At 46.5% G+C, this 15,498-nt stretch carries 11 protein-coding genes; all 11 read right to left on the reverse strand.

From position 1 onward, the window contains the following. Nucleotides 1-136: 136 nt before the first annotated feature. On the reverse strand, nt 137-2,260 hold the full coding sequence (fusA, locus tag RBK99_RS13340) for an elongation factor G (RefSeq protein WP_317505095.1): 2,124 nt from the start codon (nt 2,258-2,260) through the stop codon (nt 137-139). A gap of 28 nt (nt 2,261-2,288) precedes the next feature. After that, nucleotides 2,289-2,759, reverse strand: coding sequence for a 30S ribosomal protein S7 (gene rpsG / locus RBK99_RS13345; RefSeq protein ID WP_011233610.1), 471 nt, complete (start codon nt 2,757-2,759; stop codon nt 2,289-2,291). Nucleotides 2,760-2,831: 72 nt separating this feature from the next. After that, a complete protein-coding gene (gene rpsL, locus RBK99_RS13350) occupies nt 2,832-3,206 on the reverse strand; it encodes a 30S ribosomal protein S12 (RefSeq protein WP_006956845.1) in 375 nt (124 codons plus the stop codon). Between the two features lie 206 nt (nt 3,207-3,412). Beyond that, on the reverse strand, nt 3,413-7,648 hold the full coding sequence (gene rpoC, locus RBK99_RS13355) for a DNA-directed RNA polymerase subunit beta' (RefSeq protein ID WP_317505096.1): 4,236 nt from the start codon (nt 7,646-7,648) through the stop codon (nt 3,413-3,415). 72 nt (nt 7,649-7,720) lie between these two features. Further along, entirely contained in the window at nt 7,721-11,749 is a 4,029-nt protein-coding gene (gene rpoB, locus RBK99_RS13360) for a DNA-directed RNA polymerase subunit beta (RefSeq protein ID WP_317505097.1), read from the reverse strand. 216 nt (nt 11,750-11,965) lie between these two features. Further along, nucleotides 11,966-12,343, reverse strand: coding sequence for a 50S ribosomal protein L7/L12 (gene rplL, locus RBK99_RS13365; protein WP_317505098.1), 378 nt, complete (start codon nt 12,341-12,343; stop codon nt 11,966-11,968). 54 nt (nt 12,344-12,397) lie between these two features. Then, nucleotides 12,398-12,916, reverse strand: a complete 519-nt coding sequence (rplJ, locus tag RBK99_RS13370) for a 50S ribosomal protein L10 (RefSeq protein WP_317505099.1) — start codon at nt 12,914-12,916, stop codon at nt 12,398-12,400. A gap of 270 nt (nt 12,917-13,186) precedes the next feature. Next, the gene (gene rplA / locus RBK99_RS13375) at nt 13,187-13,882 is read right to left on the reverse strand and encodes a 50S ribosomal protein L1 (protein WP_126783191.1); all 696 of its coding nucleotides are present in this window, start codon (nt 13,880-13,882) and stop codon (nt 13,187-13,189) included. A gap of 3 nt (nt 13,883-13,885) precedes the next feature. Next, nucleotides 13,886-14,314, reverse strand: coding sequence for a 50S ribosomal protein L11 (gene rplK / locus RBK99_RS13380; protein WP_011233603.1), 429 nt, complete (start codon nt 14,312-14,314; stop codon nt 13,886-13,888). A gap of 138 nt (nt 14,315-14,452) precedes the next feature. After that, on the reverse strand, nt 14,453-14,992 hold the full coding sequence (gene nusG / locus RBK99_RS13385; protein WP_317505100.1) for a transcription termination/antitermination protein NusG: 540 nt from the start codon (nt 14,990-14,992) through the stop codon (nt 14,453-14,455). A gap of 2 nt (nt 14,993-14,994) precedes the next feature. Next, a complete protein-coding gene (gene secE, locus RBK99_RS13390) occupies nt 14,995-15,375 on the reverse strand; it encodes a preprotein translocase subunit SecE (protein ID WP_317505101.1) in 381 nt (126 codons plus the stop codon). Nucleotides 15,376-15,498: the final 123 nt, after the last annotated feature.

Raw genomic sequence — 15,498 nt, forward strand, 5'->3', positions numbered from 1 at the left:
GTTTTACCGTGGTCAACGTGACCGATGGTGCCGACGTTTACGTGCGGCTTCGAACGTTCAAATTTTTCTTTAGACATGATATATCCTCAAACTTAAGTTAAAAGCCCGGCCTCGAAAGAACCGGACCAGACCTTACTTATTTAGCGTTACGCTCAGCCATTACTTTTTCAGCAATGTTGTTTGGTGCTTCAGCATACTTCAGGAACTCCATAGAGTAGGATGCACGACCCTGCGTTTGTGAACGCAAGTCAGTTGCATAGCCAAACATCTCTGACAGTGGTACCTGAGCATTAACTGCTTTCAAGCCACCCGGAGCTTCTTCCATACCTTCAATAAGACCGCGACGACGGTTTAAGTCACCAACGACATCACCCATAGATTCTTCAGGAGTGATAACTTCAACTTTCATCATTGGCTCTAACAATGCAGGGTTAGCTTTTAAAGCACCTTTTTTGAAGGCCATGCTACCAGCAATTTTAAATGCCATTTCAGAAGAGTCGACATCGTGGTATGAACCATCATACAGAGTCGCTTTAACACCCAGTACAGGATAGCCCGCCAAGACGCCTTGCTGCATCTGTTCTTGGATACCCTTGTCTACTGCAGGGATGTACTCTTTTGGTACTACACCACCAACAATTTCATTTACGAATTTGTAAGTAATGTCATCACCGTTAGCGTCTTCTTCAATCGTCATTGGCTCAAGTTTCAGCCAAACGTGACCGAACTGACCACGACCACCTGATTGACGTACGAATTTACCTTCGATTTCAACCGCATCGCGAATCGCTTCACGGTAAGCAACCTGAGGCTGACCTACGTTACATTCAACCTTAAACTCACGCTTCATACGGTCAACGATGATATCCAGATGAAGCTCACCCATACCAGAGATGATTGTCTGGCCGGATTCTTCGTCAGTCTTAACACGGAACGATGGATCTTCTGCCGCCAATTTACCTAAAGCGATACCCATTTTTTCTTGATCAGCTTTAGTTTTTGGCTCTACTGCAACCGAGATAACCGGTTCAGGGAATTCCATACGCTCAAGTGTGATTTTGTTGCTTGGATCACACAGCGTGTCACCTGTAGTAACATCTTTAAGACCAATCAGTGCCGCGATGTCACCAGCGCGAACTTCTTTGATCTCTTCACGGCTGTTTGAGTGCATCTGCACCATACGGCCAACACGTTCTTTCTTGTTCTTAACTGGGTTAACAACACCGTCACCCTGGTTCAATACACCAGAGTAAACACGAACGAACGTCAACGTACCAACAAATGGGTCCGTCGCAATTTTAAACGCCAGCGCAGAGAATGGCTCTTCGTCAGACGACTTACGTACGCCTTCAGATTCGTCATCCAAAATACCCGTGATAGGTTTAACTTCAGTTGGTGATGGCAAGTATTCAATAACTGCGTCAAGCACAGCCTGAACACCTTTATTTTTAAACGCTGAACCACAAGCAACCAAACAGATGTCGTTAGCCAAAGTACGAATACGCAAGCCTTGCTTGATTTCCGCTTCAGTTAACTCACCTTCTTCCAGGTATTTGTTCATCAGCTCTTCGTTAGCTTCAGCCGCAGCTTCTACCAATTCAGAGTGATATTTTTCACAGTCATCAACCATTTCAGCAGGGATATCTTCATAAGTGAATGAAGTACCCATGTCTTCTTCGCTCCAGTTAATGAACTTCATTTTAACTAAGTCCACAACGCCACGGAAATTATCTTCCGCGCCTACTGGCAACTGCATTGGAACAGCCTGAGCTGCCAAACGCGTTTTCATTTGGTGAACAACAGATAAGAAGTCTGCGCCTGCACGGTCCATCTTGTTGACGAATACCATGCGCGGTACTTCATATTTGTTTGCCTGACGCCAAACGGTTTCAGTCTGAGGCTGAACACCAGATGATGCACAAAGTACAACAACAGCGCCGTCAAGAACACGCAATGAACGTTCAACTTCGATGGTGAAGTCAACGTGTCCGGGAGTATCGATGATGTTGACACGATGCTCAGGGAATTGCTTGTCCATACCCTGCCAGAAACAGGTGGTAGCTGCTGACGTGATAGTAATACCACGCTCTTGTTCTTGCTCCATCCAGTCCATGGTGGCTGCACCATCGTGCACCTCACCAATTTTGTGAGACAAACCAGTATAAAACAACACACGTTCAGTAGTGGTTGTCTTACCGGCGTCTACGTGAGCACAAATACCGATATTACGATAGCGCTCTATGGAAGTTTTACGAGCCACAATAAACTCCTTCTAGGTTAACTGTGAATTACCAGCGATAGTGAGCAAACGCTTTGTTTGCTTCAGCCATGCGGTGAACGTCTTCACGTTTCTTCACAGCAGACCCTTTGTTCTCTGATGCATCTAGCATTTCAGCTGCTAGACGCTGCGACATTGATTTTTCACCACGGGTGCGCGCTGCATCAACTAACCAGCGCATAGCCAGTGCGTTACGGCGTACCGGACGAACTTCAACCGGAACCTGATACGTAGAACCACCAACACGGCGAGATTTAACCTCAACCATTGGGCGAATGTTATCTAATATTGTATCAAAGACTTCCAGGCGATCTTTACCTGACTTCTCTGCCAGGATGTCCAATGCACCGTAAATAATCTTTTCAGCGACTGCTTTTTTGCCGTCAACCATGACGACATTGATAAATTTGGCCAACAATTCTGATCCGAACTTAGGATCTGGAAGGATTTTACGTTGACCTATGACGCGTCTTCTTGGCATCTCAATATTCTCCGATTAATTCAGGGTTTTACCCAAAACGTACGACAGTTTGGCCTTACTAACGGAGAACCGTTAAGATTTAGGCCGTTTCGCGCCGTACTTAGAACGACCTTGTTTACGGTCATTAACACCAGAGCAGTCAAGTGCTCCGCGTACTGTGTGATAACGCACACCTGGCAAGTCTTTTACACGACCGCCACGAATTAGTACGACTGAGTGTTCTTGTAAGTTGTGACCTTCGCCACCGATGTACGAAGAAACTTCGTAACCGTTCGTTAAACGAACACGGCAAACTTTACGCATTGCTGAGTTCGGTTTCTTTGGCGTAGTTGTATAAACACGGGTACAAACACCGCGTTTTTGAGGGCACGCTTCAAGAGCCGGAACGTTGCTTTTCACAACGGGCTTTTGACGGCCTTTACGCACCAGCTGGTTAACTGTTGCCATTCATTACTCCTAGTTTAGTTGATGTCGCTTTTTACCACGTGTATAGAGCGTGAAAAATCGCTTTTTTCCGACCACTGAAAGTCGGATCCCGAAAATCGGGAGCGGAAATTCTAATGGTCATATTTTCGCCTGTCAAGGCTATACAAAAGAAGCCGGCACTTTTACAGTACCGGCTTCTGTACACGAACGTTAAAAACGTTCGCTAATTATTCTGCAGAATCATCACCTGCAGAACTATTTCCAGCATTTAAGGCATCCGCAAGTTGTTGCTCAGCCTGCTCTGCAGTCATACTTGGTTCGATATCAACATTGAGTTCATCCAGTCGACGCTGCATGCGCTCTTTGTGATATGAGTAACCTGTACCTGCAGGAATCAGACGACCAACAATCACGTTTTCTTTCAGTCCACGTAAGCTGTCTTTCTTACCACCAACGGCTGCTTCGGTAAGAACTCGCGTTGTTTCCTGGAACGAAGCCGCTGAAATAAAGGATTCAGTCGACAACGATGCCTTGGTAATACCCAACAACTGACGTTCAAATGTTGCTGGTACTTTACCATCCGCTTCCGCTTTCGCATTAGCAGCTAATACTTCTGCCATTTCAACCATCTCGCCTTCCAGCAAGTTCGTATCACCAGCACGTAAAATCAATGCTTTACGTAACATTTGGCGAACGATAGTCTCAATGTGCTTATCGTTAATTTTTACACCTTGCAGACGGTAAACTTCCTGCACTTCGTTAACGATGTAGTTAGCAACAGCGCTAACACCACGTAAGCGTAAGATATCGTGCGGCGCTTCAGGACCATCGGCAATAACTTCACCTTTGCTGACCTGCTCACCTTCAAACACGTTAAGCTGACGCCATTTTGGAATCATCTCTTCGTGCTGAGTGTCGCCATCAGTTGGTGTAATCAGCAAGCGACGCTTACCTTTAGTTTCTTTACCGAAGGATACTGTACCCGTTTTCTCTGCAAGAATAGCCGGCTCTTTCGGTTTACGCGCTTCGAACAAGTCAGCAACACGTGGCAGACCACCGGTAATATCACGAGTTTTTGAACCTTCCTGCGGGATACGAGCCAAGGTATCACCAATTCTAACCTCAGAATTATCTTCCAGGTTGATGATGGCGTTACCCGGCAAGAAGTATTGCGCCGGAATATCCGTACCTGCGATGTTGACGTCTTTGCCTTTACTGTCAACCAGTTTCACCATCGGACGCATGTCTTTACCAGCGCTTGTACGCTGACCAGTTTCCAGTACGACAATGCTCGAAAGGCCTGTCAACTCATCGGTTTGACGAGTCATGGTGACGCCGTCAATCAAATCAACAAACTTGATACGACCTTCTACCTCGGTAATGATTGGGTGCGTATGCGGGTCCCAGTTTGCAACAGTCTCGCCGCCTTCAACTGAATCGCCTTCACCTTTCTTCAATACCGCACCGTAAGGTACCTTATAGCGTTCACGTTCACGACCATACTCATCCGTCAGAGTTAACTCTGTAGAGCGTGAAGTGATAACGTGTGCTTTATCGCTGTTAACAACCCATTTCGCGTTGTGTAACTTGATTGTACCCGGATTCTTCACCTGAATGTTGTTTTCAGCTGTTGCACGAGATGCCGCACCACCAATGTGGAAGGTACGCATGGTTAACTGTGTACCCGGCTCACCGATTGACTGCGCTGCTATAACACCAACCGCTTCACCCTGGTTAACCATATGACCGCGAGCCAAGTCACGACCGTAACAGTGAGCACAAACACCAAAGTCTGTATCACAGGTAATAACCGAACGAACTTTAACTTCGTCGATAGAGTTTTCTTCCAACACGTCACACATTTTTTCATCAATCAATGTGTTACGTGGTAGCAGTTCTTTTTTGCTGCCTGGCTTCATGACGGGTTCACAAAGAACTCGACCCAGTACACGCTCACGCAATGGTTCTACAACGTCACCACCTTCGATCAGTGGCTTCATGTAAAGACCTTCGTAGGTGCCACAGTCTTCTTCCATGATCACAACGTCTTGAGAAACGTCGACCAGACGACGAGTCAGGTAACCTGAGTTCGCTGTCTTCAGTGCGGTATCGGCCAAACCTTTACGAGCACCGTGCGTCGAGATGAAGTACTGAAGTACGTTCAAACCTTCGCGGAAGTTTGCGACGATTGGGGTTTCGATGATTGAACCATCTGGCTTAGCCATCAAACCACGCATACCTGCCAGCTGACGAATCTGCGCGGGGCTACCACGAGCGCCAGAGTCGGCCATCATAAAGACAGAGTTGAATGACGCTTGTTCTTCGTCTTCGCCGTCTTTATTCTTCACAATCTCTGTCGACAAGTTATCCATCATCGCTTTCGAGACTTTCTCGTTAGCGGTTGACCAAATATCGATAACTTTGTTGTATTTCTCACCAGCAGTTACCAAGCCTGATTCGAACTGTTCCTGAATTTCAGCAACTTCTTCTTCCGCCGCAGAAACAATTTCTTTCTTCGCTTCAGGGATAACCATGTCGTTAATACCAACCGACGCACCCGATACCATTGCATAATGGAAACCGGTATACATAATTTGGTCAGCAAAAATAACCGTGTCCTTCAAGCCAAGGTCACGATAGGCCTTATTCAGCATACGACCAATCGGCTTTTTACCCATCGCCTGGTTAATCAATTCAAAAGATAAGCCTTCTGGCATGATCAATGACAAGATTGCACGGCCGCATGTGGTGTCGCGCAACTCGGTCTTAGTCGTACGGTTACCGTCATCATCGATAGTGGTATCGGTGATACGCACTCTGACGCGACTGTGTAGCTCGACCTGACCCGTACGATACGCTTTTTCAGCTTCGTTCGGATCTTTGAAAACCATACCTTCGCCTTTGCCGTTGATTTTCTCTTTGGTCATGTAATACAGACCCAGTACAACGTCTTGAGAAGGAACGATAATCGGATCACCGCTTGCCGGCGAAAGTACGTTATTGGTAGACATCATCAACGCACGTGCTTCTAACTGAGCTTCTAAAGTCAGTGGCAAGTGCACCGCCATTTGGTCACCATCAAAGTCGGCGTTGTATGCCGCACAGACCAATGGGTGTAACTGAATAGCCTTACCTTCAATAAGTACCGGCTCAAATGCCTGAATACCTAAACGGTGAAGTGTTGGCGCACGGTTAAGCAGTACAGGATGTTCTTTGATGACTTCATCAAGTACGTCCCAGACTTCTGATGTCTCGCGTTCAACCATCTTCTTCGCAGCTTTAATGGTTGTTGCTAAACCGCGACGCTCTAATTTTCCGTAGATAAATGGCTTGAACAGTTCCAGCGCCATCTTCTTCGGTAAACCACACTGGTGCAGACGCAATTTAGGACCAACGGTAATAACCGAACGGCCTGAATAGTCAACACGCTTACCTAGCAGGTTCTGACGGAAACGACCCTGTTTACCTTTGATCATGTCGGCCAAAGATTTCAGTGGGCGCTTGTTAGAGCCAGTAATAGCACGACCGCGACGACCGTTATCTAACAACGCATCAACCGCTTCCTGAAGCATACGTTTTTCGTTGCGCACAATAATATCTGGTGCAGCAAGGTCCAGTAAGCGTTTAAGACGGTTATTACGGTTAATAACACGGCGGTACAAGTCGTTAAGATCCGACGTTGCAAAACGACCACCATCAAGCGGCACCAAAGGACGTAAGTCTGGTGGCAAGATCGGAAGCACTTTTAAAATCATCCACTCTGGCTTGTTGTTCGATGCCTGGAATGCTTCAAGTAGCTTCAGTCGTTTACTGATTTTCTTACGCTTAGTTTCTGAGTTTGTCTCTGGTAACTCTTCGCGTAATTTCTGAACATCACCGTCAATATCAACAGCGCGCAACAGGTCCAGAACCGCTTCTGCACCCATTTTCGCGTCAAATTCATCGCCGTGTTCTTCAAGTGCGTCCAAATATTCATCTTCGGTCAGGATTTGACCCTGCTCCAGAGACGTTAAACCACCTTCAGTAACCACATAAGATTCGAAGTAAAGGACGCGTTCGATATCACGTAATGTCATATCTAACATTAAACCAATACGCGACGGTAATGATTTAAGGAACCAGATATGTGCTACCGGGCTGGCCAACTCAATGTGGCCCATACGTTCGCGACGTACCTTGGTCAGTGTCACTTCTACGCCACACTTCTCACAGATAACACCACGATGCTTCAGGCGCTTGTATTTACCACACAAGCACTCGTAGTCTTTTACCGGACCGAAAATACGAGCACAGAACAAACCATCGCGTTCTGGCTTAAAGGTACGGTAATTAATAGTTTCAGGTTTTTTCACCTCACCATATGACCAACTACGGATCATATCTGGAGACGAAAGAGCGATGCGAATACCATCAAACTCTTCTGCCTGATTCGTCGGCTTTAAAAGCTTCAGCAAGTCTTTCACGATTTATCTCCTGTCGGAGTTCAACCTACGGGGAGCGCAAGCACTCCCCCAATTTATTCCAGCAACAGCGTCTTAGTTCTGTTCTAGCTCGATATTGATGCCCAGCGAGCGGATTTCTTTCAACAATACGTTGAAGGATTCCGGCATTCCCGCTTCCATCTGCAAGTTGTTGTCGACAATGTTTTTGTACATCTTCGTACGACCGTTCACGTCGTCCGACTTCACTGTTAACATTTCTTGCAAGGTATAAGCCGCACCATAAGCTTCCAATGCCCAGACTTCCATCTCACCGAAGCGCTGACCACCGAACTGAGCTTTACCGCCCAGCGGTTGTTGTGTAACCAAGCTGTACGAGCCAGTTGAACGAGCGTGCATCTTATCATCGACCAAGTGGTTCAATTTGAGCATGTACATGTAACCAACCGTTACGTCACGTTCAAACTTATCACCTGTGCGACCGTCAAATAACCGAATCTGACCAGATTCAGGTAAGTCTGCCAGCTTCAACAGTGCTTTAATTTCTTCTTCCACTGCACCATCAAACACTGGTGTAGCAGTCGGCAAACCGGCTTTCAAGTTACCGGCCAGGCGCATCACTTCGTCGTCAGAAAACTCGCTAATATCAACTTTCTGACGGCTTTCGCCCAAGTCATATACCTGCTGTAAGAAGTCGCGTAACTCAGAGATAGCACGTTGCTGTTTCAGCATTTTTTCAATCTTGCTACCGATACCGCGAGCCGCCATACCTAAGTGTGTTTCCAGAACCTGACCGATGTTCATCCGCGAAGGTACACCCAGCGGGTTCAATACGATATCAACCGGGTTCCCTTCATCATCGTGTGGCATATCTTCCACAGGGATGATGGTTGAGATAACACCTTTGTTACCGTGACGGCCAGCCAGTTTATCACCAGGCTGAATGCTACGACGTACTGCTAAGTAAACCTTAACAATTTTCAGAACACCCGGTGCTAAATCATCACCTTGAGTGATCTTACGACGTTTAGTCTCAAACTTAGTATCAAAGTCATCACGAATTTGCTGATACTGCTCAGCAATTTGCTCTAACTGAGCCTGAGCGTCTTCGTTACCTAAGTCTTGAGTTAACCAACTTGCACGATCCACACTCGCTAATTTGGCTTCATCGAAACCATTGCTTAGCAGTAGATTGCGTGCACGGTTATAGATACCCTCTTCAAGAATCTTAAATTCTTCTGTCAGGTCTTTCTTAACCTTGGCTAGCTGCATTTCTTCAATCGCTACCGCGCGCTTATCTTTTTCAACGCCATCGCGAGTGAATACCTGCACATCGATAACAGTACCGTTAACGCCATTTGGAACACGCAGAGAGCTGTCTTTAACATCAGACGCTTTCTCGCCGAAAATAGCTCGCAAGAGTTTCTCTTCAGGCGTCAATTGCGTTTCACCTTTAGGCGTTACTTTACCGACCAGAATATCACCGCCATTGACTTCAGCACCCACATAAACAACACCAGATTCGTCCAGCTTGCCTAATGCAGACTCACCAACGTTAGGGATATCAGAGGTAATTTCCTCAGCACCTAACTTGGTATCACGAGCAACACAGTTTAATTCTTGAATATGAATGGTTGTCATCCGATCTTCCTGCGCTACACGCTCAGAGATCAGAATCGAATCCTCGAAGTTATAACCATTCCACGGCATGAAAGCCACACGCATGTTCTGACCCAGTGCTAATTCACCTAAGTCAGTTGACGGACCATCAGCTAAAACATCACCGCGTGTTACAGGTTCACCTGGATTCACGGTTGGTTTCTGGTTAATACAAGTGTTCTGGTTAGAACGCGTGTATTTGGTCAGGTTATAAATATCGATGCCCGCTTCACCCGGGACCATTTCTTCTTCGTTCACTTTAACAACGATACGGCTGGCGTCTACGTAATCGACAACACCACCACGCTTAGCAACTACGGTTACACCGGAGTCAACCGCGATAGTGCGTTCGATACCCGTACCCACTAACGGCTTATCAGCACGCAGTGTTGGTACCGCCTGACGTTGCATGTTCGAGCCCATCAGTGCCCGGTTAGCATCATCGTGTTCAAGGAACGGAATCATGCTTGCTGCAATAGAAACGATTTGCTGCGGTGCAACGTCCATATACTGGACCTGCTCTTTACTCATCAGCGTAAATTCGTTTTTGTGACGGCAAGGCACTAAATCTTCAGTCAATTCGCCTTTATCGTTCAGTGCAACGTTCGCCTGAGCGATAACATAGTTGCCCTCTTCGATGGCGGACAGATAATTCACATCATCTGTGACAGCTCCATTCTCAATGCGACGGTATGGCGTTTCTAAGAAGCCATATTCGTTAGTGCGAGAGAACGTTGACAACGAGTTGATAAGACCGATGTTCGGTCCTTCCGGCGTTTCGATTGGACACAGACGACCATAGTGCGTTGGGTGTACGTCGCGAACTTCGAAGCCCGCGCGCTCACGTGTCAAACCACCTGGACCTAAAGCAGAGATACGACGCTTATGCGTCACTTCTGACAATGGGTTGTTCTGGTCCATAAATTGCGATAGCTGGCTTGAGCCAAAGAACTCTTTTACCGCTGCGCTGATTGGTTTAGCGTTAATAAGATCTTGTGGCATGGTGTTATCTAAATCACCCAGCGACAAACGTTCTTTAACTGCACGCTCAACACGAACCAAACCAACACGGAATTGGTTCTCTGCCATTTCGCCGACAGACCGAATGCGACGGTTACCCAAGTGGTCAATATCATCAACTTCATCTAAACCGTTACGGATTTCGATGAGTTTTTTCATGACTTCAACGATGTCTTCTTTAGACAAAGTATTAGTACCACTTAAGTCTTCACGACCTAGTCGACGGTTAAACTTCATGCGACCAACGGTTGATAGATCGTAGCGTTCTTCACTGAAGAACAGATTATCAAACAAGGTTTCCGCTGCTTCACGCGTTGGCGGCTCGCCCGGACGCATCATGCGATAGATTTCAACCAGAGCTTCTAAGCGGTTGTTACTTGAATCAACGCGCAAGGTCTCGCTCATGTAAGGACCGTGGTCCAGGTCGTTGACGAACAGAGTTTCAATTTTCTTGATGCCCGCTTCGCTAAGCTCGGCAATTAGTTCCAGTGTTAACACGTCATTCGCGTGTCCAACCACTTCGCCTGTTTTCTTGTTCGCGTAGTCTTTCGCTAATACTTTTCCGACCATGTATTCTGCCGGCACTTCCATTTCTTTAATGTCCAGTTGCTCTAACTGGCGGATATGGCGTGCGGTAATACGACGGCCTTTTTCGACAAGCACTTCGCCTTCAGCACCTTTAATGTCAAACTTGGCGGTTTCGCCACGCAGACGTTCAGGCACTAACTGCATTTTCACCTTAGTTTTAAGGATCTCGAAGTACGTAGTGTCGAAGAACATATCGAGTATTTCTTCAGTGCTGTATTCCAGTGCACGAAGAATAATAGACGCCGGTAATTTACGACGACGGTCGATACGGACGAAAACGTTGTCTTTAGGATCAAATTCAAAATCCAACCAAGAGCCACGGTAAGGAATCACACGCGCGTTATACAGGACTTTACCTGACGAGTGAGATTTCCCTTTGTCGTGATCAAAGAACACACCGGGTGAACGGTGGAGCTGAGAAACGATAACTCGCTCTGTGCCATTGATAACAAAAGTTCCGTTTTCTGTCATTAACGGAATTTCGCCCATGTACACTTCTTGTTCTTTAATGTCTTTAACTGTACCGGCAGCTGCTTCTTTATCAAACAGCACCAGACGCAGTTTCACACGCAATGGTGCTGAGTAGGTAATGCCACGGATTTGACATTCTTCAACGTCAAACGCCGGCTCACCCATGTGATAACTGACGTACTGCAGTTCCGCATTACCAGAATAACTGGCAATAGGAAAGACCGAACGAAAAGCCGCTTCCAGACCATTATTAGCTTCTGGATCGACTTCAATAAATTTCTTAAATGAATCAAGCTGCATAGACAGCAAATAAGGAACTTCTAAGACCTGAGGTCGTTTACCGAAATCCTTACGAATACGTTTTTTTTCAGAGTAGGAGTACGCCATGGGGTTCCTCAGCTAGCTGATTGATGACCCTAACCAACGAGTGGTTCGATGGTTAAAAACAGATTAATCTTTTATCTGTCGATCCCGTTGTTATTTTTTCGCTTAACTGTATCCAACCTCGGGCAAAATGATACAAGCGATACAGCGCAAAAAGGCTGGTGGTTAATTAACCACCAGCCCAAGGCCTAAAAGGCCGTATGTCGTACAAAAGTGAAATTACTTAACTTCAACTTCCGCACCAGCTTCTTCAAGCTGCTTCTTCAGCTCTTCAGCTTCGTCTTTGCTTACACCTTCTTTAACTGCTACTGGTGCAGACTCAACCATAGCTTTAGCTTCTTTCAAGCCAAGGCCAGTTGCGCCGCGAACAGCTTTGATAGCGGAAACTTTGTTTGCGCCAGCTGCTTTCAGTACTACGTCAAATTCAGTTTGTTCTTCAGCTGCTTCGCCTGCGCCTGCTGCTGGACCAGCAGCTACTGCTACTGCTGCAGAAGCGTCAACGCCGAATTTTTCTTCAGCTGCTTCGATCAATTCAACCAGTTCCATTACTGGCATTTCAGCGATCGCGTTTAAGATGTCGTCTTTAGTCAGAGCCATTACTCTAAACTCCTGGGTTTATAATTACAAAAAAATGGTTAAAAAACCAACGTATTATTTAGCGTCTTTAATTGCTGCCAACGTTCTAACGAACTTGCTAGGTACTTCGTTAACTGTTTTAACGAATTTGCTAACCGGTTCTTTGAAGGTGGCGAGCAATTTAGCCAATGCTTCGTCACGAGTCGGAAGTGAAGCAACTGCGTCCAATTTTTCCGGACCCATGATGCCATTACCGATTGACAGAGCTGTCACTTGCAAGTTCTTGTTTTCTTTTGAGAAATCTTTGAACAAACGAGCTGATGTGCCCGGAGCGTCCATCGAAAACCCATAAACAAGAGGTCCTTTAAGTGCATCGCCCATGTCTTCAAACTGAGTGCCTTCAAAAGCGCGTTTTGCGAGTGTATTTCGTACAACTTTAACGAAAATACCTTGCTCGCGAGCTTTTTTACGCAGCGCAGTCATATCGGCTACTTCGATGCCTCGATATTCAGCAACGGTGACGGCTAGCGCATTTGAAGCAACGTCGTTAACTTCCTTAACGATGGCTTTCTTTCCGGCTAAACCAATTGCCACTGATATCACCTCGTTTTCAATTTGAGACCGAAGTCTCTCGTTACAATTAGGTGGGACAAAACCCACCGCGTTGTCACGGTGATTCTCTACCCAGAGAGCCTGAGTCGGATATCACCATCTGCGTAGGAAATTAAGTGCCACTACCCAATATTCCGGGATGCTCGCGGTACACCTACGGTCTTGGACGGGAGCCTTGTTTTGTTGCGTTTTTGCAACGCCACGGCAGCTCCAACCCATAAACCATTACATTGTCCGTTTAACTGTTGCGAATTAAACCGCTGCTACAGTTGCCTGGTCAATGCTTACACCAGCGCCCATTGTCGTAGACAGGCTGATGCGCTTTAAGTAAACACCTTTAGCCGACGAAGGCTTCGCTTTCTTAAGAGCGGCCAACAGAGCTTCAAGGTTTTCTTTCAATTTGTCGTTATCGAAGTCAACACGGCCGATTGTTGCGTGAACAATACCGTTTTTGTCGTTGCGATAGCGAACCTGACCTGCTTTAGCATTTTTAACTGCTGTTGCTACGTCAGGCGTTACTGTACCTGTTTTCGGGTTAGGCATCAGGCCGCGTGGACCTAAGATTTGACCTAATTGACCAACAACACGCATTGCGTCAGGTGATGCTACGACGACGTCGAAGTTCATTTCACCTTTCTTAACTTGTGCTGCCAAGTCTTCCATACCAACGATATCAGCACCGGCTTCTTTCGCTTTTTCTGCATTGTCACCTGAAGTGAATACAGCAACACGAACATCACGGCCTGTACCGTTTGGCAGTACCGTAGCACCACGAACGTTTTGGTCAGATTTACGAGCATCAATGCCGAGGTTTACTGCGACATCAACACTTTCAGTGAATTTTGCTGTTGCTAACTCTTTTAACAGAGTGATTGCTTCATTCACATCGTAATCGCGGGCTTCAACTTTCTCTGCGATCATACGAGCGCGTTTTGTTAATTTAGCCATTGATTAGCCCTCCACGTTCAAGCCCATCGCGCGGGCAGAACCGGCGATAGTGCGTACAGCTGCGTCCATGTCGGCAGCAGTCAAGTCTGGTTCTTTTGTTTTCGCAATTTCTTCTAATTGCGCGCGAGTTACCGTACCAACTTTCTTGGTGTTCGGCTCGCCTGAACCACTTTTGATACCAGCCGCTTTCTTCAACAAGAAAGACGCAGGAGGCGTTTTAGTAATAAATGTGAATGAACGGTCTTCGAATACTGTGATTTCAACAGGAACCGGTGCGCCTTTTTCCAGGCTATCGGTTTGCGCGTTGAATGCTTTACAGAATTCCATGATGTTCACACCGTGCTGACCCAATGCAGGACCAACTGGCGGTGACGGGTTAGCTGAACCAGCAGCTACCTGTAATTTGATAATGGCCGATACTTTCTTCGCCATGATAATTACCTCTGTTGTGGGTTTAACGCCTTGTAACTTTTCAGAGGAAAGTTACTCTAACGGCTTCCCGTTAAAAAAGGACGCGAATTATAAGTGACTTCGCGCCATAGATCAATCATTGTGTTGCTGCTTTTTTGATCAGGCTTTTTCTATCTGACCAAATTCCAGTTCAACCGGGGTTGCACGACCGAAGATAGAAACCGAAACCGTAACACGGCTCTTCTCATAATCGACTTCTTCGACTGTACCATTAAAGTCAGCAAAAGGTCCGTCATTAACACGAACCACTTCACCCGGTTCAAACAAGGTTTTAGGCTTAGGCTTATCGGCAGAGTCTTGTAAGCGATCTAAGATAGCATCCGCTTCTTTCTTCGATATTGGTGTAGGTCTGTCGCTGCTACCACCAATAAAACCTAGTACACGAGGCACGCTTTTAATTAAGTGCCATGCGTCTTCATCCATGTCCATTTCGACCAGAACATAACCCGGGAAGAATTTGCGCTCGCTTTTGCGACGAACTCCGCCGCGCATTTCAACAACTTCTTCTTTTGGTACCAGGATTTCACCAAACTTATCTTCCATGCCATGCATTTTGATATGTTCTTTCAGAGACTCGGCAACACGTGCCTCATAACCGGAAAAAGCCTGTACTACGTACCAACGTTTCTGATCGCTCATGGTTAAATCTCCAGTCCGGTTAAGAAGCCAACGACGCGCACCAGGATGCCATCAAGACCCCAAAGGATAAGTGCGACAATAACGGTCGCAATGACAACGATAAGCGTTGTCTGAGTCGCTTCCTGACGAGATGGCCAAACCACCTTGCGAACTTCAGTGCGGCTTTCTTTGGCAAACGCCAGGAAAGTCTTGCCCTTGATTGTTCTGCTGGCAAAGAAACCTGCTAAGGCCACTAAAACAACCACAGCGATTGCACGGTATAAAACCGACACTTCTTCTGTGTAATAGTGATTACCGCCAATAGCAACAACTAAAAGGGCGATTGCGATTATCCATTTCAAACTGTTCAACGAACTGCTTTGCGTCTCGTTATTTGCGCTCATTCTTTAATCCTAGTTGCGACCGGTCTTCGCTTTGAATCAATAAAATCTGGCAGGGGCGGAGGGATTCGAACCCCCAACCGTCGGTTTTGGAGACCGCTGTTCTACCAATTGGAACTACGCCCC

Source organism: Idiomarina solivarensis (assembly GCF_033052755.1).
Lineage (GTDB): Bacteria > Pseudomonadota > Gammaproteobacteria > Enterobacterales > Alteromonadaceae > Idiomarina.